Here is a 23,799-nt window from a genome sequence, read left to right as displayed (position 1 = left end):
CGAAAGTCTATTTTTTGACGCGTGGCGCGGGCGCCGGCGTCAAGCGCCGCGCATCTGAGCTGGATCAAAGGTGGTCACCGGGCCGCTGCTACGCTGAGGTTGCGGTATTTTTCGTCACTTTACAGCGGAGGAAGCCATGAAACCAACGGAATTGGGCCGGTTGTCGTATGACGTCTCGCCGGAGGCGTTGAAGCAGATCGTCGAGAGCGGCAAGGTGCTGGAATTCGCCAACACGGTGGCGGCCGGCGCCGCGTCGGAGATCCACGCCCAGCTGGTGGACCAGATCGCGCGCGCGGCCATCGGCGGCGGCGCGGCGGGCGGGCTCAGCGTCGGCGCCGTCAATGTGTTCGAAGGCGGCGACTTCGGCACGGTGCCGGTCGGGCCGGGGCCGAAGGGGCCGCGTCCCAAGGTCAGCGTCTTGTTCGGCGGTAACGCGCTGACGCATGTGGTGGATCTCGCGCAGGTCGCGGCGCTGCGCAATTGACGGCGTCGCCATGGCCACGTCCGCCACGCTGATGCTGCACCTGACCGGCCGCTGCAACCTGGAGTGCCGGCATTGTTATATGGACGGCTCGCCCAGGCGGCGCGAGGCCTTGCCGTTCGACTGGGTGGCGCAGGCGTTGCGCGCGGCGCCCGGGCTCGGCATCGGCACGCTGTTCCTCACCGGCGGCGAACCGCTGCTGTATGCGCGCTTCGCCGACGTGGCGCGGGTCGCGGCCGAGGTGGCGGGCCTGGCGACCACCGTCTGCACCAACGCGACGGTGGTGCGGCGCCGCGACGCCGCGCTGCTGGCGCGGCTGGGTTTCGATGCCCACGTCAGCATCGACGGCATGCCCGGCCACCATGATCTCTTCCGCGCCCGGGACGGCGCCTTCCGCAAGGCCGAGCGCGGCATCGGCCTGCTGCTGGCGGCCGGCGTGCCGGTCACCATCGTCACCACCATCTCGCGCGGCAATGTGGAGCAGTTCGAGCAGATCGCCGGCTGGGCGCTGGCGGCCGGCGCCAGACGGCTGCTGGTGCAGCCTTTGCTGGATCTGGGCAGGGGAATGGCGATCGGCGATCAACAATTGAGCGGGGAGCAGCTGAACCGGCTCATCCTGCAAACCTCGGATTTCGGCAACCGCTCGGCGGGGCGCATCGCCGCCAGCATCATCGGCGGCAGCAAGCGATTCCTGCTGGCGCATCCGTGCGCCGCCTACGTCTGCAACGGTGGCGGTTGCCATCGCGGCGTCTCGGCGGAAATCAAGAAGGTGGTGGTGCGCGAGGATGGGACCGTCCTGCCGGAGGCGACCAACCTCGACCACCGCTACGCGTTGGGCAACGTCGCCGACGGCTCGCTGGCCGAGCTGGTGCAACGCTACTTCCCGGCAGGCTATGCGGCGTTCGACCGGCTGTGCCGGAGCACCTACGAGCAATGTGTGCCGGACTGGCCGGCGCCGATCGTGCCGTGGGACCAATTGCTGGCGCTGCACAGCCGCAGCGTGCTGCCGGCGCCCGTCGGCGCGGCGCCGGAGCGGGGCTGCGGTGGCGGCGGCGCCGGGAAAGCCGCCGCCGCGCCGATCTGGATCAAGCCCGGGAGCGCGGCCTGACGTGATCAGTCCAGCTTCAAGGCCTTGGCGACGTCCTCCCAGGCGACATACTTGAAGTTTTGCGGCCCGTCCGGCAAGCGCTTGTAGCCGTCCTGGATCACCAGCATGCCCTTGGCGTAAGGCCCGCCGAAGTTGGCCGAGCTGACTTCCAGCCCGTCCGTCTCCGAGGTGCCGTCGATGCCGGCCGCCAGGTTGTAGCCGACGCGGAAGCTGCCGCGCGCACGGTAGGGCGCTTGCGCGTCCATCACCAGATAGCTGTTGTCGCCCTGGCTGGAGACGATCAGGTAGTCAGCCGCGCCGCCTTGGCCGTGATACAGCGCCATGCCTTCGACATCGGCCACCAGTTGCGGCCCGACCGGCATGATCATGCTCAGCTTGGCCGGCGCGTCGCCCTTGGCCGACACGGTCCAGACACCGCGCTTTTCCTCTCCCAGGAACAGGCGGTGGTTGCGGTCGTCGACCACGCAGCCCTCGGGCTGGCTGGCGACCTTGAAGCGGCGAAGCAGTTTGCCCGACATGCCCTGGCCGTCGGCGCCGGCCTCGATGCGGTACTGCAGGAAGCTGCCGTCCTTGTCGTTGATGAAAGCCTCCAGGCCGCCGTCGGCGGGGCGGTACAAGCACATGCCGTAGATGTTTTCCAGACCGGTGGCGAAGGCGCCGGCGGCCGAGACATGGCCCTTGGCGTCGATGGCGAACAGCATGACGCTGTTGTCGTCGCGCTGCGTGGCCACCGCCAGATCGAGTCTGCGGCCGCCGACCGTGACATCCTGGCGCACGTCCACGTTGTTGAGGCGGCCGACTTCCAGCAGTTGCAACTCCTTGCCGTTCAAGTCGTAGACCAGCAAGCCCTGTTTTTTGTTCGTGCCGAGAATGCGCGCACCGGCCGGATCGGCCGCATTGCGCCAGATCGCCGGATCGTCGGCAGCGTCGCCCGTGCGCGCCACCGGCTCGGTCTGCCCGCGCGGCTCGACGATAGCCTTGGCCGCCGGCGCCGCCGCCGCCGCGCCGGCCCTCGGCCCAGCCGCCGCCGCACCGCCCGCCGCCGCCGCGCCGCCCACCGTAGCCGGCACCGCCTTCCACGGCAACACCCGCACCTGGCCTTTTTTCTCGACCTCGCCGCCTTTCAGCAGCTGACGGCCCGGCGCCCCCTCGGCTTCCGCGTTGTACGCCCACAGGCCGACATGCTCCTCACTGACAAACAGCTTTTGTCCAGCATCATCGGCGCGGCAATGTTTCGAGTGCGGCGGCAGCGACAGCTTGCGCACCAACCGCCGCTGATCGCCATGCAGCAACCACTGCTCCGCCTGACCATCCTTGCCGATCACAAACAGATGATCGATCCGCTGCGTATCACGGTACAAGCACGACGCCTCGATGCCGAACGGCGGCGCCGGAAACGGCTTCTGCGCCGTCAACGTCCCCGCCGCAAGATCCACCAGCACCGGCACCACCTGCTCGGCGTTGGCATCCATCACCACCGCCAGCACACCATCGCCTTGCGGACGAACATCAAGCTGCTTGGCGCGCAGCGCCAGACGCGCACGCTCGTTACCCCTGGCATCGAGCAGCAGCAAACCCTGCTTGTCGATGCCGAGCCAGCCGCCGTCGGGCATGACGGCCAGCTCGCTGGCCTTGGCGGCGGCGCCGGGAAGAACGACGGCGGCCTGCGCCACGACGCCGCAGGAAACCAGCGCACCGAATAAAATCGCGTTAAGAATTTTCATTAGAACAGGCTGACTTTCAGGCTGAGTTTGTAGGTGCGGCCGTACTGTTCATACTGCGCGTTGTAGGCCTTGCTGCCGAGGTAGACGTAATATTTTTCGTTGTTCAAGTTGGCCGCTTCGAAGTTGACCTGCACCTGCTTGCTCAACTGATAGGACAGCGAAAAATCCACCTGCTTCTGCGCATCGACGATACGGTCCTGAGCAGCGTCGAGAATATCGTCACCCATCTCCAGCAGATACTGCGACTTGTAATTGACCGCGACACGCGCGCTCACCGGACCCTGCTCGTAACCCAGCATCAGATTCATCACCCGATCCGACTGCCCCGGCAGGTGGATGCTGCGCGAACGCATGCGCTTCGCATCCAGGTCATAGCGCGCGACATTCGCGTCCGAGCGCGTCAGGCTACCGTTGGCGCCAACGATCAAACGATTGAACGGCGCCGGCAACATGCGCAGCGGCTGGGTGTACGCCAGTTCGATACCCTTGACGCTCGCCTTGTCGCCATTGGCGTAAGTGATCGCCGACGTGTAGCCCGCCCACTGACCGCTGCCCGCCAGGTTGGTGGTGTAAGTAAAGTTCTTGATATCCTTGTGGAACACGTAAGCCGATAAGCTGCCATCATCGCCCAGCACACGCTCGATACCCAGGTCGAGATTGGTCGACTTCAACGGCGCCAGATCCGGATTGCCGATGGTGGCCTCGGTATCGCTGGCCTGGCTGACGCCCGGCGCCAGCTGATCGAAATTGGCGCGCACCACCGAATGGGTCCAGGCCGCGCGCACGCTGGTCTTGGCGTCCACGTCGTAACGCGATTGCAGCGCCGGCAACCAGTTGGTGTACGAGCGGTCGCGCTTGACCGCCGCGATGGCGCCGCTTTCCTCATCGACGCGCGAACCGGCCGCATCGAAACGCGTGCGCTCGGCGCGCACGCCCGCCAGCAGATGCCAGGCATCGATGTCGTAGCTGTTCTGCACGTAGGCCGCATCGATATCCTCGTTCATGCGGTAATCGTCGACGGTCGAATCGACCACCACGCGCGCGCCGTCGCGTTTCAGGCCGGCCACCAGCGTGCGGATCGCCGCCGGGTTGATGGCGTTGCCGATGCGGCCCAGCTTGTAGTCCAGCTGGTCGGCGGTGACGTAATCGCTCATCGCCGTGCTGGCGCTGCCGATCTGCTTGGCGCTGTACGACCAGGCTTCCTTGTCGTTGGTCTTTTCGCGGCTGCTGGTCTTGGCGCCGAACTTCAGCGTCGCGCTGCCTTCGCCCAGCTCGAACTTGCGGGCCAGGTCGAACTGCACATGGTTTTCCTTGTCCTTGGCATAGCCCTGTTGCAGCGCGATCGAATTCAGCTTGTAGTTGGCGGCCGCGTACAACGCCTCCGGCGCGATCAGGCGCGGGATTTCCGTGCCGCTGAAGCCGACGCCGGCGAAGTCCTTGCTGCCGCGGAAGCGGGCATCGTTGATCGATTCCGGCGCGTCGTCCTTGGAGCGGCTGGCGCCGCCGTTGACGTCGAGCTTCCAGCGATCCCACTTCTGTTCGGTGCCCAGCACGACCGAACTGATGGTCTGCGTGTATTTGCGCTGACGCAGGCGACGCTCGCCGCGCACGCTGTCGGTCTTGCCCTCGGTCAGGGCGCCGCCGGCGACATTGCTGATGGTCAGGCGATCGCGCACCTCATCGTCGCTGAAGTCGCTGATGAAGCTGCGCAGAAAGTATTTGCTGGCGGTGTCCGCATGATAGTCCAGGTTCAGCGCGGCGGCGCGGCGCTCGCGCGTCGGCTGGTAGTCGCGCAGCTCCAGGCCGGCCAGCTTGCCGTCCTCCCAGGCGCCGCCGGTCTCCGCGTTATCGGACGCGAACTCGCGCTTCTCGTAGCTGACTCCACCGGCCACGCCCAGCTTGCCGTCGAGGAAGCGGTCGGCGAACAGCACGCTGCCGTTCGGGCTGGTCTTGCCGAGGTTCTGGTCGCGGCTGGCGCCGATGGTGGCCGACAGCAGCTTGCCCGGCAGGTCGAAGCCGGTCAGCGTCTTGACCTCGACCGTGCCGCCCAGCGAATTGGCATCGTGGTCCGGGGTCAGCGTCTTGCTCACTTCCAGCGTGCGGATCAAGCCGGCGGGCAGCACGTCCAGCGCCACCGCGCGGCGGCCCGATTCCGGCGACGGCACCAGCGCGCCGTTGATGGTCACCGCATTCAGGTCCGGGCCGAGGCCGCGCACGCTGACGTAGCGGCCTTCGCCCTGGTCGCGCTGCACCGAAACGCCGGGCAGGCGGGCCAACGCTTCGGCCGCGTTCTTGTCCGGCAAGCCGCCGATATCGTCGCTGCTGATGACGCTGACGATGTTGTCGGCCTTCTCTTGCGCCGCGATGGCGTTGCGCAGGCTGGAACGCTGGCCGGTGATGACCACGCTGCCGGCGGCGGCGACGCTGCTGTCGCCGGCGTCGACCGCATCGGCGGCCTGAACGGTGGAGTAGGTGGCCAGCATCGCCAGCACGCCGGCGGTCAAGACGGTCAGGCGCAGATTTGGATTGGTATATATAGTTTTCATGAAATGCCGTCGGAATAGGTTGGGAGACGGGCGGATTCTAGGTAGACAATATGTCAATCGCATGACAGGTCGCAGCGCCGGAGCCGCGAAACCCCCGCCTGCCGCATCAAATGAGCTGGATTGACCTGCGGCCCGAGCCAGCGGCGGACGCGGCGCGGTGAGAATAGCGACCTTCGCCGCACGCCGGTGAGCTGTTTGCACCCGTCGCCGGCCATGTGTTGTTTCTGTGCGCGCGTCACAGCCCGGTCATAAAGCGGGGGTATGCTGCGGCGGCCATCGTCCCGTCCACCCGAGAGCCGCCCATGTTGCAACTTCACCGTTCCACCCTGATTGCCGCCGGCCTGGCGCTGTTGGCCTGCGTCTTCCTGTATTCCACGCTGGGCGTCGCCAAGTCCTTCCACATGTGGAAATGGACCGACATCGTCAGCGAAGGCGGCACCGCCGTCATGGCCGGCAGCTGGGTGTTGTTCACCTTGAGCAGCCGCCCCGGCGGCCTTGTCACGCGCCTGCTGGCCGGCGGCCTGGCGCTGATCATGATCGGCTCCTTCGCCGACTGCATGGATGAATTCTTCATGATCAGCAAGACGGCGCGCTGGGACCACTGGCTGGAGGCGATGGTGCCGATCGGCATGCTGGTGGTCACCATCGGCATGTATTACTGGCGGCACGAGCAGTTCCGCCTCAACGAGCATCTGCAAAAGCGCGAACGCCTGTTCCGCGACCACCGCGCCTTCGACCGCATCACGCAGCTGGCCAACGCCGACTACCTGCGGCGCCAGATCCGCCACGAACAGGCGCGCCGGCCGGGCCAGCAATGCGCGCTGGTGCTGCTCGACATCGACGGCTTCCACGCCATCAACCGCGAATTCGGCCAGGCGGAAGGCGACCGCGTATTGCAGGCGGTCGGCCACATGCTGCTGCTGAACCTGCGCAACGACGACCTGCTGTGCCGCTACGCCGGCGACCGCTTCGCGCTGCTGCTGCCGGACACCAGCGTGGCCGAGGCCGATGCATTGGCCAGCCACCTGGCGGCGATGGTCGGGCAGATGCGTCACCACGCCAAGAGCGGGCAGGTACGGATCACGCTGCGCCACGCCAGCTCCAACGCCGACGCCGCGCCGGATGTGCTGCTGGCCGAACTGAGCCGCGCCGTCTCGCAGCCGGCGGCCGGCACGCACGCGATGGCGGCGCCAGCGGCCTCGGCGGCCTTGGCGTGATCGCCTATCGTCAAAGCGGCGACAGCTTCATTCCGGCGCGGCACCAGCCGGCGCTGGTGCTCGACTACGCCCGCAGCCGCGAGCTCGACGAGCGGGGCGACCTGGTGCTGCGCGGCACCGGCCTGCACGGATGGCAGATGCCGGCCGCCGACAGCGCGCTGACGCCGGTCCAGTACCTGCAACTGCTGTCCAACGTCACGCGCGCGCTCGACAGCCCGGACACCAGCTTCATGCTGGGTCAACAGATGCTGCCCGGCCACTACGGCGCCTTGAGCCACGCGCTGCTGCAAGCGCAGAACCTGCGCCAGGCCTTGCAGATATTGAGCGCCGGCCAGGCGCGGCTGTGTCCCTTGCTGACGCCGCGCCTGCGCGAGGAGGGCGGCATGGCGGTGCTGTACTGGACCGACAGCTTCGGCGCGCCGAGCCAGTTGCCTGCGCTGGTCGAGATGCACATGACGGCGGTGACGGCGATGTGCCGCTGGCTCAGCGGCGAGCGCCTGCCGTGGCGCTACTGCATCAACCGCAGCGCGCCGGCGCATATCGAACAGCATCAGGTGCACCTCGGCAGCGACCTGCGCTTCAACTGCCATCTGGATGCGATGCTGATCAATCCGGCCTGGCTGGATCGCCCCTGGCCGCGCGGCAACGGCATGGCCGCGTCGGTGGCGCTGCACAGCGCGGCCGACGAAGCGGGCGCCGAAGCGCTGGCGCCGGCGCTGCTGACGGCGCTCTACGACTACCTACTGGCGAATATCCGGCTGGGACCGACGCTGGAAGGCAGCGCCGCCGATTTTGGCATCAGCCCGGCCACGCTGAAGCGCCACCTGGCGCGCCACGGCAGCCACTTCCAGGCCGAGCTGGACCAGGTGAGGGCGCACGTCGCGATCCAGCTATTCCAGATGCGCGGCTACGACAACGAAGCCGTCGCGCAATATCTCGGCTTCCACGACGCCACCAACTTCCGCCGCTCCTTCAAACGCTGGACCGGCCTGACCCCCAGCCTGCTGCGCGACGGCCTGTTGAGCATTCCGCAGTTGATCTGAAGTGTCGCGTCGCCGCTTGACCTGTCGGGCAATGCCGGATATGTTAACGTCTTGTCATGATGACTCCAGGAGCTCACAATGAAACGTGTTACCGGCATTGGTGGTGTGTTCTTCAAGTCGCCGGATCCGAAGCGGCTCGCCGAATGGTACAAGGTGCATCTCGGCTTGAATGTCGAGGCGTGGGGCGGCGCCGCCTTCCAATGGTCCGGCCCGGACAACCCGAGCGGCGCCGGCACCACGATATGGAGTCCGTTCAAACAGGATACCGATCACTTCGCGCCGAGCCAGTCCTCGTTCATGATCAACTATCGGGTGGACGACCTGCATGCTTTGCTGGCCGCCTTGCGCGCCGAAGGCTGCCAGGTGCTGGACAAGGTCGACGACTCGGAGTACGGCAAGTTCGGCTGGGTGATGGACCCGGACGGCAACAAGCTGGAGCTGTGGCAGCCGCCCGAAGGCCAGTAATCAGACGCGCCGCGTCACGGCGGCGAGCAGATCGGTCACCTCTTCAAGCATGACCGGCTTGGTCAGGTGATGATCGATGCCGGCGTCGCGGCTTCTGGCGCGGTCCTCGTCCGAGCCCCAGCCGCTGAGCGCGGCGAGGTAGACGTCTTTCAGCGCCGGCTGCCCGCGCAACTGGCGCGCCAGATCGAAGCCGTTCAGATGCGGCATGCCGATGTCCAGGAACACCACGTCGGGCGCGAAAGCCAGCGCCGCCTGCAACGCCTTCGGCGCCTCCAGCACCACGCTGGTGGTGTAGCCCAATTCCTCCAGCAGCAGCGCCAGCGTTTCGGCGGCGTCGATATTGTCGTCGACGATCAATACGCGCGCGGCCGCGGCCGCCGCACGGCCAAGCGCCGGCCGCCGATCCGCCGCAGGATCCATCGCGGCGGCGTTCGCCACCGGCAGGCGCAGGGTGAAGACCGATCCCCCTTCGGCGCCCGGGCTGTGCACCTCGATGCGTCCGTCGTGCATCTCGGCCAGCTGTTTCGCCAGCGCCAGGCCGACGCCCAGGCCGCCCTGCGAGCGCTCGATGGCCGCATCGACCTGCGTGAACAAGTCGAAAATCCGGGGCAACATCGCCGCCGGGATACCGATCCCGTTATCGATGACGCGGATCATCACCTCCGCGCCGCTGGCTTCCGCCACCAGCTCGATCTGCCCGCCGGGCGGCGTGTACTTGGCCGCGTTGTTCAGCAGGTTGCTGATGATCTGCGCCACGCGCGTCATGTCCGCATCCAGCCAGACGATATTGCCCGGCACGGTCACGGTGAACTTGTGCTTGGCGGCGGTGATCAACGGCCGGCTGGTCTCGACCGCGCTGTCGATGACCGCGCCCAGCTCGACCCGCTCCCGCTTCAGCGTCACCATGCCGCGACTGATGCGCGAGACGTCGAGCAGATCGTCGATCAGCCGCACCATGTGACCGAGCTGCCGCTCCATCATGCTCAGCACGCTCGGCGCTTGCTCGCTCTTGCCGATCTTCAGCACCACCAGTCCGGTCTGGATCGGCGCCAGCGGATTGCGCAGCTCGTGCGCCAGCGTCGCCAGGAATTCGTTCTTGTAGCGGTCGGCTTCGAGCAGGCGGCCGGTCTGGTGGCGCAGCGCGTCGGCCGAGGTGTTACGTTCGATCAGATCGGCGGCCTGCCGCGCCACGATGTCGAGCAGGCGCAGTTCGCGTTCGCCCGGCTCGTGCGTGCGGGTCCAATGGGTGGTGAGCATGCCGACCAGCCGTCCGTTACGCGTCAGCAACGGCGTCGATTGCGCCGACCTGGCGCCGGCCTTGCGGAAGGCGATCAGGTCCTCGCTGCCCTCGATGAACTCGCAGCGTTCGAAGTCGGGAACGATGACGCGTCCCGACACCGCCAGCGCCCGGCCGCAGGTGCAGGCACGGCCGGGATGCACCCACTTCCAGAACTGCACCGCCTCGTCGTTGAGGCCGCGATGCGCGATCAACTCAAGCTGGTTGCGCTCCTCATCGTAGCGCTGCATGCTGCCGAAATCGGAGCGCATCACCAGGGTCGCGGCATCGACCAGCTTCTGATACAGATCACCGAGCGTGTTCTCGTCGATCAGCATGGCGCTGATGCCGTGCAGCAGATGCGCATCCTCCAGTTCCGCTTCGAGCTGGCGCTGGGTCTCATCGCGCATCCGCAGCGCGTTTTCCAATTCGAGCTTCTGCGCCTCCACCACCGCCAGCGCCTGGCTGAGAGCGGCGGTCCGTTCCTCCACCCGTTGTTCCAGCGCCGGGTTCGGACTGAAGTGTTCATACTCGGCGGATTCGATGGCGTTGTGTTTGAGCATAAGGAGCCCCTGTGCGCTACTGGACGGCGGAAAGTCAATTATAACTCCCGCCGCCGGCCGGACTCAAAGCCGGGCGGCTAAATAATGGCGGCGCCGCGCGCATCGCTTCCGGCGTATATTGTGCGGTTTAGGGGGAGTCGTGCCATGTTGAGAGGAAGCTGTTTGTGCGGCGGTGTCGTGTACCGGGCCGAGGGGCCGGTCCACCACGCCAGTCACTGTTACTGCACCATGTGCCGGAAGCAGCACGGCGCCGCCGCCGGCTCCTACGCCAACGTGCCCAGCGCGGGCTACGTGATCGAACGCGGCGCCGCGTTGGTGACCGAATACGCCTCGTCGGACGAAGGGCGGCGCGGCTTTTGCAGCGTTTGCGGCTCGACCCTGTTCTGGCGCAGCACGCAGGAGCCCGATTGCATCGCCGTCACACTCGGCACGCTGGAGCCGGAGTACGCCGGCCCGGTGGACGTCGAATGGTTCCCGGAAAACAAACCGCGCTGGCTGCCGGTGCAACAATGAAACTTCATGCGCGCGCGCAGGTCGAGCAGGTCGTAAGTTCGACCGCGACGTCATCTTTCGTCCGGGTTAACGCTCGCCCCTGAGCGTGTAGACCGGCTTTTCCGCTTCGCCTTTTTCCGCCATTGCAAGCTGACGCTGCAGTTCCTTGCGCTCGGTGTCGTCCTTGGCCGACGCGACCAGGTTGCGCAGGATGGCGACATGCGCCGTCTGCAGCGCCTGCGCCGCCGGCACGGCGATGTCCGGTTTCACGCCGACGTGCTCCCAGTTGGTTTTGGTGACGGAATTGGTCGCGCGCGCGGTCGGGATCGAGACCACGATGTCGTGCCCGACGCCGAACCAGCCCACGGGATTCGAGCCGCCGCCGGTGGTTTCTCCGACCAGCGTTCCGCGCTTCTGTGTCTGGAAATCATAGGCGCAATCTTCGCCGGCGGAAAACGTGCGGGCCGAAGTCAGGACATACACGGGCTTGTCGTAACGCTGTGCGACCGTCTTCACGGTCCAGAACTGCCGCGTGGTATCGCTCGGGCGATCGTACATGTCGATCAGGTGACGCTCGTCGCCGAGCGGGAAGAAATGGCTCATCAGGTAAGCCACGCTGGCCGGGCTCCCGCCGCCGTTGCGGCGCAGGTCGAGGATCAGCGCGTCCGTTCCCGCTAGGAGCGACATCGCCGCCGTGTACGCCGCGCCGACGAATTCCGCGCCGCCGAAGCCGCGCAGCTCGATGTAGCCGACGTTGCCGGGAAGGCGTTCGATCTTTTCGATGTCGTAGCCGCGCCGCACGCTCTGTTCGCGCCATTCGTCCATCTTGGCGCGGCTGGGTAACTCCGCGGCGCCGCGCTCATGAAAACCCTCGTAAAACCCGGCGGAGAAATGCTTGTCGCTGCTGAGTTCGCGCAAGTCCGTGTCCAGCGCCGCGCTGAACGCTTTCGCGCTGTCGGCGGACGCATAGCCGCCCTTGGCGTTTTTGCTGGTAATCGCACGGCCGACCCGTTCGGCCACCGCTGGATCGATGTAATTCGCGTTCATCTTCGCCACCAGTGTCTGCACGATCTCGGCGCGACCGGCCGCGTTCAGCGCGGCGTCCGCCGCCGCGAAGGCGGGAAGCGACAACAGCATGGCCGATACGACTGCCGCGACAAACTTCTTTCTACCTAACATACGTTCCTCCAGGTTGGACTACAAATCGGATGTCTTGTTGAGGTGTTGCAGCGCTTCGGCCAGCGCGGGCATATAGGAGCGGCTGGCGCGCAGCACGCTGCCGTCGCGCAGGCGCAGCATGGCGTCCCGGTTGGTGAGCGGGCTCAGCTCGGCGATCATGTCCAGCCGCACGATGGACGAGCGGTGCACGCGGTGGAACTGGCGCGGATCGAGCTGCATGGCCAGGTTGTGCAGGCGTTCACGCACCAGCCAGGTCTTGCCTTTCGCATGCAGGGTGGCGTAGTCGCCGTCGGCCTCGATGCGCTCGACGTCGGCCACCGGCACCAGCACCGTGCGCGATCCCACACGCACGCTGAAGCTGCGCAACGCGGGGGTGACCGGTGCGGCGGCACGGCCCTGGCCACGGTAGGGAAAAGCCTGCTGAGCACGGTCAAGGGCTTCGTCGAAGCGTTCGTCGTCGACGGGCTTGAGCAGGTAATCGAGGGCGGCCAGCTCGAAGGCTTGCACCGCGAAGCCGTCGTAGGCCGTCAGCAGGATCGCCATCGGCCGCTGCGCCGGCGGCAGCGCGGCCAGCACGTCGAGGCCGGACTTGCCCGGCATCTCGACGTCGACGAACGCCAGGTCGGGCTTCAGCGCCACAATGCCTTCGTAGGCGCTGGCCCCGTCACCGAATTCGCCCACCAGCTCGAAGGCGCCGCGCCGCGCCAGCCTGACCTTGACCGCCAGCCTGGCCAGCGGTTCGTCGTCGACGATCACGACCCTGATGTTCATGCCGCCACCTCGAGGCCGCGCAGCGGCAGCGTCGGCGGAAACAGCCACAGGGGAGTTTCGACTTTCACGCTGGATAGCCAGAAGTGTCTATCGTTTCAGCCATCCATCGAATCGAAAGTATAGAGCGCATGCAAAGTCCCGAGCCACGAAAGCCATCACCTTAAGCGATAGCCCGACAGCGGTCCAGTCAAATGCGCCGACCCGTGCATACCCCGCGACCAGCCGGTTTGAACATTCTCATTCCAGGTTCCGAAACCGGCCTTCACGGGAAGGTCAAGTCCAAACCGAGCATCTTGATAAGGATAAAGGTGACCAGCCCCAGGCCCAGGAGCGATAGCACGAAGACTGCGGCCACCTTGCCGCCGGCGCGGAGCACCGCGCGCCTCTCGTTTTCCTTCCCCTTCTTCCCTTGGTCGTAATGCCACTTGATGGCGTAGAACATGCCCGTGCCCAGCACCAGAAACTTGAAGGTAACGAAGACTATTGGTATCCAATCCATTATTTTGAGTTTCCCAGGTTATGGTGTTGCTGCACCTTCTGAGGCATACTACTTTAAAACAATGTCCATACATGAAGACAAAATGTCCCAGTTGAAAACCATACAAGATGAAGATTCGCCAGCCTGGTTGCCGCGATTGGCCGCGCGCGGCGGGCCGCGTTTTTTGCAGATCGCGGATGCGTTGCAGGCGGCGGTGGCGGACGGATCGCTGAAACCGGGCGACCGTCTACCTCCGCAGCGCCAGTTGGCCGCACAGCTGGACGCCGACCTGACCACGATCACGCGCGCATACGACGAAGCCAGACGCCGCAACTTGTTGGAGGGACGCGGCGCTCGAGGCACGTACGTCGCGGCGCCGAAAGTCGAATTGACCTCGATCCTCGACCTGAGCATGAATACGCCACCACCGCCGGATGGCGTGGACTTCGACGACCTGTTGAAACAAGGCTTGTCGCAAGTATTAATGAGGTCGAATAATGAATTGCTGATGACTTACCACCTGGGCGGGGGCAGCGAGTCCGACCGTCAGGCTGGCGCCAAATGGCTGGAACCGATGTTTGGACCGCTGGATCCCCGACAGCTTGTCGTCTGTCCGGGTGCGCAAGCGGCGATCGCCGCATTGATCCTTGCGCTGACGCAGCCTGGCGATGTGATCCTCGCGGAGCCAACCAGCTATCCCGGCTTGCGTGCCGCAGCGACCCAATTCGGCCGGCACGTCATCGCAGTGGAAGCGGACAAGCACGGGATGGTGCCTGAGATGCTGGAGAAAGCATGCCATCAGCACCAGCCCCGGCTGGTCTACCTCAATCCGACATTGCAGAACCCGACCACCATCACCATTCCGGAACGCCGGCGCAAGGAGCTCGCCGGCATCGCGAAGCGCCGCAATGTACGCATCGTCGAGGACGATCCCTACTGGCTTCTTGCCGAAGCCCCGCCGCCGCCCATTGCCACGTTTGCCCCGGAACAGGTGTACCACATCTCCACGCTGTCCAAATGCCTGACGCCCGGCTTGCGTGTCGCCTTCGTGCTGATCCGCGACCCGCACGAACGCGCAAGTTTCCTGGCCGCGCTCAGATCATTTGCGCTGATGGCCACTCCGCTGACGGCGGCGCTGGCCACCCAGTGGATTCTCGACGGCTCGGCGGAGCGATTGATGGCGGGCGTACGCAAGGAAGCGCGCCTGCGCCACCGGATGGCCCGGGATATCCTGGCGGGGCGGTACAGCGGCGCCGGAGACGGCCTGCATGTATGGATCGAGTTGCCGGCGTATTGGAACGCCTCGCAACTTGCGCGTGCGGCCGACAACGAGGGCATCGCGGTCACGCCGGCGGAGGCATTCGCAACCGGCAGCGGATCCGTGAATGCGATTCGGATCTCTTTGGGCAGCATCCGCGACCGTGAGCGCTTGCGCGCGGGTCTACAACAGCTGTCTCGGCTGCTTGCGCGGCGCCCGGAGTCGTTCAGCGCCGCTGTGGTTTAACTGCCCAGCGCCGCCGCGGCGAAACGCTCGGCGATCCAGTCGATGAACACCCGCAGCCGGTTGCTCATGTGCCGGTTCGGCGGATACACCACATAGAACGGATAGGGCTCCGGCTGCCAGTCCGGCAGGATGGCCACCAGCTCGCCGCTGGCGAGCTGCGCCTGCGCGTTGTAGCGGAAGGTCTGGATCACGCCCAGCCCGGCCAGCCCGGCCGCATAGTGCGCATTGCTCTCGTTGACGCCGACCGCATGCCGCACCGCGACCTCGATCCTCTCGCCGTCCTTGCGGAAATGCATCGGCATGGCGCGCCCGGTGCGCGCCGATAAATAGTTGACCACCCGATGTCCGCTGGACAGATCGTCCGGGTGCGTCGGCACGCCGTGCTCGGCCAGATAGGCCGGCGTGGCGCAGGTGACCCAGCCGGCGGCGCCGATCTGGCGGCCGATCATCGACATATCGGTCAGCACGCCGCCGCGTATCACGCAGTCGACGTTGTCGCTGATGAGGTCGACATGCCGGTCGCTGACGCCCAGATCGATCTGGATGTCCGGGTAGCGCCGCACGAAATCCGGCAGCGCCGGGATCAGCAGCAGGCTGGCGGTCGAGCCGCCGCAGTCGATGCGCAGGTGGCCGCGCGGCTTGACCCGCTCGGTGCCGAAGCTGCCGTCGATATCGCCCAGTTCCTTCAGCAGCCGCCCGGTCTTTTCGTAATACGCCGCGCCGTCCGGCGTGACCGAGACCCGGCGCGTGGTGCGCTGGAGCAGCTTGACGCCCAGGTGCGATTCCAGCGACTGGATCAGCTTGGTAACGGTGGCGTTCGGCATTTGCAGCGAATCCGCCGCCTTGGTGAAGGTGCCGGCCTCCACCACCCTGGCGAAAGCGCGTATCGCGAGTAATTGGTCCATTGCGTCCTTGATTATTCACATAGGGGAATAACGTATTCGGTTTCAGCTACTTTATTCAACAATCTTACAGGCATACAGTAGCGACATCAACTACCCAAGGAGCAGATCATGAACAAGAAACTCGAAGGCAAAGTAGCACTGGTTACCGGCGGCACCACCGGCATCGGCCTGGCTTCGGCACAGGAATTCGCGGCCCAGGGCGCGCTGGTGTTCGTCACCGGCCGCCGCCAGGCCGAGCTGGACGCGGCGGTCGCCGCCATCGGCCACGGCGCCATCGGCGTGCGCGCCGACAGCAGCAAGCTGGACGACCTGGATCGTGTGTACGCCGAGATCAAGGCCAAGGCCGGCCATCTGGACGTGCTGTTCGCCAACGCCGGCGGCGGCGACATGCAGGCGCTGGCCAGCATCACCGAAGAGCACTTCGACCGCATCTTCGACAGCAACGTGAAAGGCACGCTGTTCACCGTGCAAAAAGCGCTGCCGCTGCTGAAGGATGGCGGCTCGGTGATCCTGACCGCGTCGACCACGTCGGTGCAGGGCACGGAAAACTTCAGCGTCTACAGCGCCAGCAAGGCCGCGGTGCGCAACTTCGCCCGCTCGTGGCTGCTGGACCTGAAACCACGCAACATCCGCGTCAACGCCATCAGCCCAGGCCCGGTGCGCACCCCAGGACTGGCCGGCCTGGTGCCCGCCGAGCATGTCGACGGCCTGTTCGGCCACCTGTCGACGCTGGTGCCGATGGGCCGCCTCGGCGAGCCCGAGGAAATCGCCAAGGCGGTGCTGTTCCTGGCCTCGTCGGACAGCAGCTTCGTCAACGGCATCGAGCTGTTCGTCGACGGCGGCGCGGCGCAGATCTAATCGACCTGCGCGATCCGCAGCAGGTTGGTGGTGCCCGGCGTGCCGAAAGGGATGCCGGCCGAGATGACGATGGTGTCGCCGCTGCGGGCGATGCCTTCGCGGCTGGCGGTGCGGCAGGCCCACGCGCTCATCTCCAGCACATCGACCACCTCGTGGCACAGCACCGGATACACGCCCCAGGCCAGCGCCAACCTGCGCGCGATGGCCTGGCGCGGCGTCATGCCGACGATGGGCGCGTGCGGCCGTTCGCGTGCCATGCGCAGCGCCGAGTAGCCGGAGCTGGTATAGGCCACCACCGCCGCCACCTTCAAGGCTTGCGCCACGCCGCGCACGGCGACGCCGATGCCGTCCGAGGCCAGCGCCGCCGCGCCGTCGTCGCGCGCGGCCATCATCTCGCGATAATACGGATCGGCCTCGGTCTGCGCGATGATCGAATGCATGATCGCCACCGCTTCCAGCGGATACTGGCCGGACGCCGATTCCGCCGACAGCATCACCGCGTCGGCGCCGTCGTAGATCGCGGTGGCGACGTCGGACGCTTCGGCGCGCGTCGGCACCGGCGCCGACACCATCGATTCCAGCATCTGCGTGGCGACGATCACCGGCTTGCCGGCCTTGCGGCAGGCGCGCACGATGCGCTTCTGAATCGCCGGCACCTGCTCGTGCGGCATCTCGACGCCGAGATCGCCGCGCGCCACCATCACCGCGTCGCTGGCGGCGACGATGGCTTCCAGCGACGCGATGGCGGCCGGCTTCTCCAGCTTGGCGACGATGCCGGCGCGGTCGCCGACGATGGCCTTGATCTCGGCGATATCCTCGGCGCGCTGCACGAACGACAGCGCGATCCAGTCGACGCCCAGGCTCAAGCCGTAATCCAGGTCCGCATGGTCCTTGGCGGTCAGCGCCGACAACGGCAGCACCACGCCCGGCACGTTGACGCCCTTGCGGTCCGACACGCGGCCGCCGATGACGACGCGGGTTTCGGCGTGCTCCGGTCCGAACGATTCCACCCGCAGCCTGACGCGGCCGTCGTCGATCAGCAGTTCGGTGCCTACTTCCAGCGCGCTGTAGATTTCCGCGTGCGGCAGCGCGACGCGGCGCTTGTCGCCGGCCAGTTCGTGGTCCATGTCGACGCGGAAGGCGTCGCCCGCCGCGAGCGTGACCGGGCCGTCGCTGAACACACCCAGGCGTAGCTTGGGTCCCTGCAAATCGAGCAGCACGCCGATCGGGCGGCCGCTATCGCGTTCGATGGCACGGATGGTGTCGAGCCGCGCCTTGTGGTCGGCATGGCCGCCGTGGCTGAAATTCAGCCGGAACACGTCGGCGCCGGCGTCGAACAGGGCTTGGATGGTCGATCGGTCGCTGCTGGCCGGGCCGAGCGTGGCGACGATCTTGGCATTGCGGTTGCGGTGCATGAGGGTTCCAATCAGCGCGTGACGAGCAACGCGCGAAAATCGTTGACGTTGGTGAGGGTAGGGCCGGTGACGACGCTGTCCCCCAACCGTTGAAAGAAGCCGTGGCCGTCGTTGTTATCCAGGCTGGCGCTGGGGCGCAGGCCGGCGGCCCAGGCGCGGTCCAGCGTGTCCGGCGCGATCCAGGCGCCGGCGATTTCCTCCTGGCCGTCGACGCCGTCGGTGTCGCCGGCCAGGCCGTGCACGCCGGCTTCGCCCTGCAGCGCGATGGCGCAGGACAGCAGGAATTCGACGTTGCGGCCGCCGCGTCCCTGGCCGCGCACGGTGACGGTGGTCTCGCCGCCGGACAGCAGCACGCACGGCGCCGCGAACGGCTGGCCGCGCCGCGCCGCCTGCAACGCGATGCCGGCCATGACCTTGCCGACGTCGCGCGCCTCGCCCTCGATGCCGTCGCCGAGGATGTAGGGCGTGACGCCGGCGTCGGCGGCCACCCGCGCGGCGGCGTCCAGCGCCATTTGCGGCGTGGCGATGATGCGTACTTCGGCGCGCGCCAGGCGCGGATCGTTGGGCTTGACCGATTCGCCCCGGCCGCTGCGCAGCACGTCCATCACGTGCTCCGGCAGCCGCATGCGGTAGCGGCCGACGATATCGAGCGCATCGGCGCAGGTGCTGGCATCGCCGACGGTCGGGCCGGAGGCGATGTCGCGCGGATCGTCGCCCGGCACGTCGGAGATCAGCAGCGTGACCACGCGCGCCGGATGGCAGGCCGCCGCCAGCCGGCCACCCTTGATGGCCGACAGGTGGCGCCGCACGCAGTTCATTTCGCTGATGCTGGCGCCCGATTGCAGCAGCACCTGGTTGACATGCTGCTTGTCCTCCAGGCTGATGCCGTCGATCGGCAGCGGCAGCAGCGACGAGCCGCCGCCGGAGATCAGGCACAGCACCGTGTCGTCGGCGCTCAGGCCGTGCACCCGGTCCAGCATGCGCCGGGCGGCTTGCAGGCCGGCGGCGTCGGGCACCGGGTGCGCCGCTTCGGCGATCTCGATCCGCTGGCACGGCACGGCGTAGCCGTAGCGCGTCACCACCAGGCCGGTGAGCGGACCTGTCCAGTGCTGCTCCACGGCGCGCGCCATCTCGGCCGAGGCCTTGCCGGCGCCGATCACGATCAGCCGGCCCTTGGGCGCCTCCGGCAGCGCGGGCGGCACGCACAGCGCCGGCTGCGCCGCCGCGATCGCGGCCTTGAACATATCAAGCAGAAGCTCGCGGTGGTTCATTGCGTTCTCCTGGTTCAGGCCGAGGCCTTGTGCATCACCGTCAGCGATGCCGGCGCCGGTTCTTCCTGCTCGTACAGCGCCTTCATCTCTTCCTCGGTGGACTCGCCGTTCAGCACGCGGTTCATGCGGTCGCGATCCAGCGCGCCGACCCAGCTGGCGATCGCCATCGTGCCGACCGCGTTGCCGATGGTGTTGGTGATGGCGCGGGCTTCGGACATGAAGCGGTCCACGCCGAGCAGCAGCACCATGCCGGCCACCGGGATCTTGCCCATCGAGGCCAGCGTCGCCGCCAGCGTGATGAAGCCGGAACCGGTCACGCCGGCCGAACCCTTGGAAGTCAGCATCAGCACGCCGAGCACCACGAATTGGTCCATCATCGTCAGCGGCGTGTTGGTGGCCTGTGCGATGAAGATCGCGGCCATCGTGTAGTAGATGCACTGGCCGTCCGGATTGAAGGTCACGCCCGCAGGGATCACCAGGCCGACCACCGGCTTGGCGACGCCGGCGTGTTCCAGCTTGCGCATCATCTGCGGCACCACCGATTCCGACGAGCTGGTGCCCAGCACGGTGAAGATCTCGTCCTTGATGTAGCGGAGGAACTTGAGCAGGCTGAAACCGGAAACCCGCGCCACCAGACCCAGTACGACGAACACGAACACGACGCAGGTGATGTACATGGACCCCATCAGCTGGCCCAGCGACACCAGCGAACCGAGGCCGTATTTGCCGACCGTGAAGGCGATCGCGCCGAAAGCGGCGATCGGCGCCAGCTTCATGATCATGCCGACCACGATGAACATGCTGTTGCTGAAGGCTTCCAGGAAGTCGACCACCGGCTTGGCGCGGCGGCCCATGTGCGACAGCGCCACGCCGAACATGGTGGCGAACACCAGGATCTGCAGGATATCGTTCTTGGCCAGCGCTTCGACCACGCTGACCGGGATCATGTTCAGCAGGAAGCCCATGAAAGTGTCGTGCTTGGCGGCCGCCGCCGTGTAGCTGGCGATGCTGGTGGTGTCCAGCGTGTGGACGTCGACGTTCATGCCGGCGCCGGGTTTCACCACGTTGACCACGATGAGCCCGAGCAGCAGGGCGAAGGTCGACATGACCTCGAAGTAGATCAGCGCGCGCACGCCGACGCGGCCCAGTTCCTTCATGCTCTCCATCTTGGCGATGCCGAGAACGACCATCGCGAAGATCACCGGCGCGAACACCATCTTGATCAGCCGGATGAAGCCATCGCCCAGCGGCTTCAGGTCGCTGCCGAGCTGCGGATATAAAAAGCCCAGCACCCCGCCGGCGATGACGCCGATCAGGACCTGGACGTATAGCTTGCCAAAAAATTTCTTAGACATGATGCGGTCTCCTATGGATAGTCCTGCTTGATCGCGTCCCGCCGGCTCTTGATGGCCGGTCGGGACGGACCTGCGCCCGTGGCGCTTACGCTGCCTTGCGCTGCTGCGCGCCGCCGAGGAAGTCGCACACGGCGCGGGTGACTTCCGCCGTGGTGGCGCTGCCGCCCAAGTCGCCCGTGTGCAGCGACGGATTCGCGGTGACGCTTTCGATCGCCTGCATCACGCGCTTCGCCGCTTCGTTCTCGCCGAGGTGCTCCAGCAGCATCACCACCGACCAGAAGGTGCCGACAGGATTCGCCAGGCCCTTGCCCATGATGTCGAACGCGGAGCCGTGGATCGGCTCGAACATCGACGGATAGCGGCGTTCCGGATCGATGTTCCCGGTCGGCGCGATGCCCAGGCTGCCGGCCAGCGCGGCGGCCAGGTCGCTCAGGATGTCGGCGTGCAGGTTGGTGGCGACGATGGTGTCCAGCGTGGCCGGGCGGTTGACCATGCGCGCGGTGGCGGCATCGACCAGCTCCTTGTCCCATTTGACGTCCGGGAAATCGCGCGACACTTCCAGCGCGATCTCGTCCCACATCACCATCGCGTGGCGCTGGGCGTTGCTCTTGGTGATCACGGTCAGCAGCTTGCGCGGCCGCGACTGCGCCAGCTTGAAGGCGAAGCGCAGGATGCGTTCGACGCCGACGCGGGTCATCATCGACACATCGGTGGCGGCTTCGATCGGGTGGCCCTGGTGCACGCGGCCGCCGACGCCGGAGTATTCGCCTTCCGAGTTTTCGCGCACGATGACCCAGTTCAGGTCTTCCTGCTTGCAGCGCTTCAGCGGACCGTCGATGCCGGGCAGGATGCGGGTAGGGCGCACGTTGGCGTATTGGTCGAAGCCCTGGCAGATCTTCAGGCGCAGGCCCCACAGCGTGATGTGGTCGGCGATGTCCGGGTCGCCGGCGGAGCCGAACAGGATGGCGTCTTTGCCGCGCAGCGCATCGAGGCCATCGGCCGGCATCATCACGCCGTGCTTGCGGTAGTAGTCGCCGCCCCAGTCGAAATCTTCGAATTCGAACTGGAAGCCGGCGCCGCCGGCGGCCAGCGCGGCCAGCACCTGCTGGCCGGCCGGGACGACTTCCTTGCCGATGCCGTCGCCTGGAATGGTTGCGATTTGGTAGGTTTTCATGTGAGGTCTCCTTGTATGAGTGGCGGGTAGTGGCTGCACTGTAAGCGCTGGACGCCGGCGTTTAAGAGGGCTAAACTCAAGCCATTGTTAACCTCCACCTCAACAATCAAGCATGAGCAGCAGCGGATTCCAGCCGGCCGAATTGGGCTTCATCGTTTCACTGTCGAGCGCCGGCAGCCTGAGTGGCGCGGCGCGGGAGCTGGGCATCACCACCTCGGCGGTCAGCAAACGGCTGTCGATCATCGAGGCGCGCGTTGGCGTGCCGCTGGTGAACCGCACCACGCGCCGCATGAGCCTCACGCCCGAGGGCGACGTGCTGCTGGAGCACGCGCGCCGCATCCTTGGCGAGATCGCCGACCTGGATCAGCTGCTGACCAGCTCCAAGGGCATGCCGAAGGGGCAGCTCAGGGTCAACGCCACGCTGGGCTTCGGCCGGCTGCATGTGGCGCCGGTGATCTCGAAATATGTGCTGCGCTATCCGGAGGTGGACGTGCAGTTGCAGTTGTCGGTCGATCCGCCGGCGCTGACGGACGACCAGTTCGACGTCTGCATCCGCTTCGGCGCGCCGGCCGACTCGCGCGTGATCGCCAAGCGGCTGGCGTCGAACCGGCGCTTGCTGTGCGCCTCGCCCAAGTATCTGGCCGAGCGCGGCGAGCCGAAGTCGCCGTCGGAACTGCGGCGGCACAACTGCATCTGCATCCGCCAGGGCGACGAGGCTTACGGGCTTTGGCGGTTATTCAGCGGTCGTGAATCGGAACGCGACGCGGAGGCGGTCAAGGTGCGCGGCAACCTGGCGACCAACGACGGCGAGATCGCCGTCAACTGGGCGCTGGACGGCCACGGCATCCTGATGCGGGCGGAATGGGACATCGAGCGCTACATGGAGTCGGGCCGGCTGGTGCAGGTGCTGCCGGCCTATCGGACGCCGGACGCCGACATCTATGCGGTGTATCCGCAGCGCCACCAGCTCTCGGCGCGGATACGCACCTTCGTCGAATTCCTCACCGACGCCTTCGAACGCTTCGACTGAAAAGCCGAAGCCGCCCGCGAGGCGGGTAAAATACCGGGTTTTGCACCGAAGCCCCCCTCGATATGCGAGATTTCCCCGCCATTGCCGACTCCCGCCCGGACCTGATCCGTGGGCGTCAGCTGGTCACGCCCGTGGCGCTGGCGGCGATGATCGGCGGGACGCCGGCCGGCGCGTGGCGCCTGTTCGAGGCTGGATGCGGCGCCGAGGCCCTGTTCGAACAGGCGCACATCCCCGGCGCGGCTTATCTGGATACCTGCCTGGTGGAGCAGGCGCCTTTGTGGAACAAGGTCTCCGACGACGCGCTGTTGGCGCTGCTGCTGGCGCATGGCGTGCGTCACGATACGACGGTGATCCTCTATGGCCGCAACAACCTGGCCGCCGCGCGGCTGGCGCACCTGATGTTGTACGCCGGCGTGAGCGACGTGCGCCTGCTTGATGGCGGCTTCGCGCTATGGCGGGCCGGCGGCCACGCCTGCGAGAGCGGGCCCGCGCGCGCAGCCGGCGCCGCATGCGACTTCGGTGCCGCATTCCCCGCGCATCCGGAATACATGACCGACATGCGCGAAGTGCAGGCGCTGCTGGCCCGACGCGACGGCGCGCTGGTCAGCATCCGCACCGAGGCCGAATTCACCGGCAAGGTCTCCGGCTACAGCTACATCAGCGCCGCCGGCGATATCCCCGGCGCGCGCTGGGGCCGGGCCGGCGAGGACGGCGACGTCAACAGCATGAGCACCTACCACCACGCGGATGGCAGCATGAAGCCGGCCGCCGACATCCGCCGGCAGTGGGCGGACGCCGGCATCGCCGGCGGCGAACGCACGGTGTTCTACTGCGGCACCGGCTGGCGCGCGTCGATGGCGTTCTTCTACGCGTGGCTGATGGGCTGGAACGATATCAGCGTCTACGACGGCGGCTGGTGCGAGTGGAGCCGGTCAACCGGATGA

At 66.6% G+C, this 23,799-nt stretch carries 21 protein-coding genes; 10 read left to right on the top strand and 11 right to left on the bottom strand.

Annotated features, from left to right (window positions below):
• The first annotated feature begins 136 nt into the window (after positions 1 to 136).
• Positions 137 to 484 carry a hypothetical protein gene (locus GW587_RS05490; RefSeq protein ID WP_166099610.1) on the top strand — a complete coding sequence of 116 codons (348 nt, stop codon included), beginning with the start codon at positions 137 to 139 and terminating at the stop codon, positions 482 to 484.
• A 10-nt stretch (positions 485 to 494) separates the two neighbouring features.
• Entirely contained in the window at positions 495 to 1,589 is a 1,095-nt protein-coding gene (locus GW587_RS05485) for a radical SAM/SPASM domain-containing protein (protein WP_166099608.1), read from the top strand.
• A 5-nt stretch (positions 1,590 to 1,594) separates the two neighbouring features.
• On the opposite strand, the gene GW587_RS05480 is transcribed toward GW587_RS05485, so the two are convergent.
• Both GW587_RS05480 and GW587_RS05475 read right to left on the bottom strand, forming a co-directional pair.
• Positions 1,595 to 3,313, bottom strand: a complete 1,719-nt coding sequence (locus GW587_RS05480) for a phytase (RefSeq protein ID WP_166099605.1) — start codon at positions 3,311 to 3,313, stop codon at positions 1,595 to 1,597.
• On the bottom strand, positions 3,313 to 5,859 hold the full coding sequence (locus GW587_RS05475) for a TonB-dependent receptor (RefSeq protein WP_166099603.1): 2,547 nt from the start codon (positions 5,857 to 5,859) through the stop codon (positions 3,313 to 3,315). Before GW587_RS05475 ends, GW587_RS05480 begins: the two co-directional genes overlap by 1 nt.
• 302 nt (positions 5,860 to 6,161) lie before the next feature.
• Here GW587_RS05475 and GW587_RS05470 point away from each other — a divergent pair, with 302 nt between their 5' ends.
• From GW587_RS05470 to GW587_RS05460, 3 genes are all read left to right on the top strand, one after another.
• Complete coding sequence (locus GW587_RS05470) at positions 6,162 to 7,076, top strand: GGDEF domain-containing protein (protein WP_166099600.1); 915 nt, start codon at positions 6,162 to 6,164, stop codon at positions 7,074 to 7,076.
• Positions 7,073 to 8,119, top strand: coding sequence for an AraC family transcriptional regulator (locus tag GW587_RS05465; protein ID WP_166099598.1), 1,047 nt, complete (start codon positions 7,073 to 7,075; stop codon positions 8,117 to 8,119). Before GW587_RS05470 ends, GW587_RS05465 begins: the two co-directional genes overlap by 4 nt.
• 78 nt (positions 8,120 to 8,197) lie before the next feature.
• A complete protein-coding gene (locus GW587_RS05460; protein ID WP_166099596.1) occupies positions 8,198 to 8,584 on the top strand; it encodes a VOC family protein in 387 nt (128 codons plus the stop codon).
• Here the strand turns inward: GW587_RS05460 and GW587_RS05455 are convergent, their stop codons facing one another.
• Positions 8,585 to 10,423 (bottom strand): hybrid sensor histidine kinase/response regulator, encoded by a 1,839-nt coding sequence (locus GW587_RS05455; protein WP_166099594.1) that lies wholly within the window; start codon positions 10,421 to 10,423, stop codon positions 8,585 to 8,587.
• A gap of 144 nt (positions 10,424 to 10,567) precedes the next feature.
• Between GW587_RS05455 and GW587_RS05450 the strand changes: the two genes are divergently transcribed.
• Positions 10,568 to 10,936, top strand: a complete 369-nt coding sequence (locus tag GW587_RS05450) for a GFA family protein (protein ID WP_166099592.1) — start codon at positions 10,568 to 10,570, stop codon at positions 10,934 to 10,936.
• 66 nt (positions 10,937 to 11,002) lie between these two features.
• Here GW587_RS05450 and GW587_RS05445 read toward each other — a convergent pair whose 3' ends face one another.
• The 3 genes from GW587_RS05445 to GW587_RS05435 all read right to left on the bottom strand — a co-directional run bounded on the left by GW587_RS05445 (position 11,003) and on the right by GW587_RS05435 (position 13,364).
• The gene (locus GW587_RS05445; RefSeq protein ID WP_166099589.1) at positions 11,003 to 12,094 is read right to left on the bottom strand and encodes a S41 family peptidase; all 1,092 of its coding nucleotides are present in this window, start codon (positions 12,092 to 12,094) and stop codon (positions 11,003 to 11,005) included.
• Between the two features lie 18 nt (positions 12,095 to 12,112).
• On the bottom strand, positions 12,113 to 12,865 hold the full coding sequence (locus GW587_RS05440) for a LytR/AlgR family response regulator transcription factor (RefSeq protein WP_166099587.1): 753 nt from the start codon (positions 12,863 to 12,865) through the stop codon (positions 12,113 to 12,115).
• Positions 12,866 to 13,127: 262 nt separating this feature from the next.
• Positions 13,128 to 13,364, bottom strand: a complete 237-nt coding sequence (locus GW587_RS05435; RefSeq protein ID WP_166099584.1) for a hypothetical protein — start codon at positions 13,362 to 13,364, stop codon at positions 13,128 to 13,130.
• Between the two features lie 82 nt (positions 13,365 to 13,446).
• On the opposite strand from GW587_RS05435, the gene GW587_RS05430 reads away from it, so the two are divergent.
• A complete protein-coding gene (locus GW587_RS05430; RefSeq protein ID WP_207393356.1) occupies positions 13,447 to 14,847 on the top strand; it encodes an aminotransferase-like domain-containing protein in 1,401 nt (466 codons plus the stop codon).
• On the opposite strand, the gene GW587_RS05425 is transcribed toward GW587_RS05430, so the two are convergent.
• Positions 14,844 to 15,752, bottom strand: a complete 909-nt coding sequence (locus tag GW587_RS05425; RefSeq protein WP_166099581.1) for a LysR family transcriptional regulator — start codon at positions 15,750 to 15,752, stop codon at positions 14,844 to 14,846. The genes GW587_RS05430 and GW587_RS05425 overlap by 4 nt on opposite strands.
• 108 nt (positions 15,753 to 15,860) lie before the next feature.
• Between GW587_RS05425 and GW587_RS05420 the strand changes: the two genes are divergently transcribed.
• On the top strand, positions 15,861 to 16,610 hold the full coding sequence (locus GW587_RS05420) for an SDR family NAD(P)-dependent oxidoreductase (RefSeq protein ID WP_166099579.1): 750 nt from the start codon (positions 15,861 to 15,863) through the stop codon (positions 16,608 to 16,610).
• Here the strand turns inward: GW587_RS05420 and pyk are convergent.
• The 4 genes from pyk to GW587_RS05400 form a co-directional block, all read right to left on the bottom strand.
• Positions 16,607 to 18,025 carry a pyruvate kinase gene (pyk, locus tag GW587_RS05415; RefSeq protein ID WP_166099576.1) on the bottom strand — a complete coding sequence of 473 codons (1,419 nt, stop codon included), beginning with the start codon at positions 18,023 to 18,025 and terminating at the stop codon, positions 16,607 to 16,609. The genes GW587_RS05420 and pyk overlap by 4 nt on opposite strands.
• Positions 18,026 to 18,036: 11 nt before the next feature.
• Entirely contained in the window at positions 18,037 to 19,296 is a 1,260-nt protein-coding gene (locus tag GW587_RS05410) for a glycerate kinase type-2 family protein (RefSeq protein ID WP_166099573.1), read from the bottom strand.
• A 14-nt stretch (positions 19,297 to 19,310) separates the two neighbouring features.
• Positions 19,311 to 20,651, bottom strand: coding sequence for a dicarboxylate/amino acid:cation symporter (locus tag GW587_RS05405; RefSeq protein WP_166099571.1), 1,341 nt, complete (start codon positions 20,649 to 20,651; stop codon positions 19,311 to 19,313).
• A gap of 85 nt (positions 20,652 to 20,736) precedes the next feature.
• Positions 20,737 to 21,825, bottom strand: coding sequence for a tartrate dehydrogenase (locus GW587_RS05400; RefSeq protein WP_166099568.1), 1,089 nt, complete (start codon positions 21,823 to 21,825; stop codon positions 20,737 to 20,739).
• A 112-nt stretch (positions 21,826 to 21,937) separates the two neighbouring features.
• On the opposite strand from GW587_RS05400, the gene GW587_RS05395 reads away from it, so the two are divergent.
• Together GW587_RS05395 and GW587_RS05390 are read left to right on the top strand one after the other, a co-directional pair.
• A complete protein-coding gene (locus GW587_RS05395; protein WP_166099565.1) occupies positions 21,938 to 22,855 on the top strand; it encodes a LysR family transcriptional regulator in 918 nt (305 codons plus the stop codon).
• 62 nt (positions 22,856 to 22,917) lie between these two features.
• Entirely contained in the window at positions 22,918 to 23,799 is an 882-nt protein-coding gene (locus tag GW587_RS05390) for a sulfurtransferase (protein ID WP_166099563.1), read from the top strand.

It is taken from the genome of Duganella aceris, assembly GCF_011090165.1.
Taxonomy (GTDB): Bacteria; Pseudomonadota; Gammaproteobacteria; order Burkholderiales; family Burkholderiaceae_D; genus Rugamonas; species Rugamonas aceris.
Note: the sequence above shows the minus strand (reverse complement) of the source record. Positions and strands in the feature narration are given on the sequence as shown.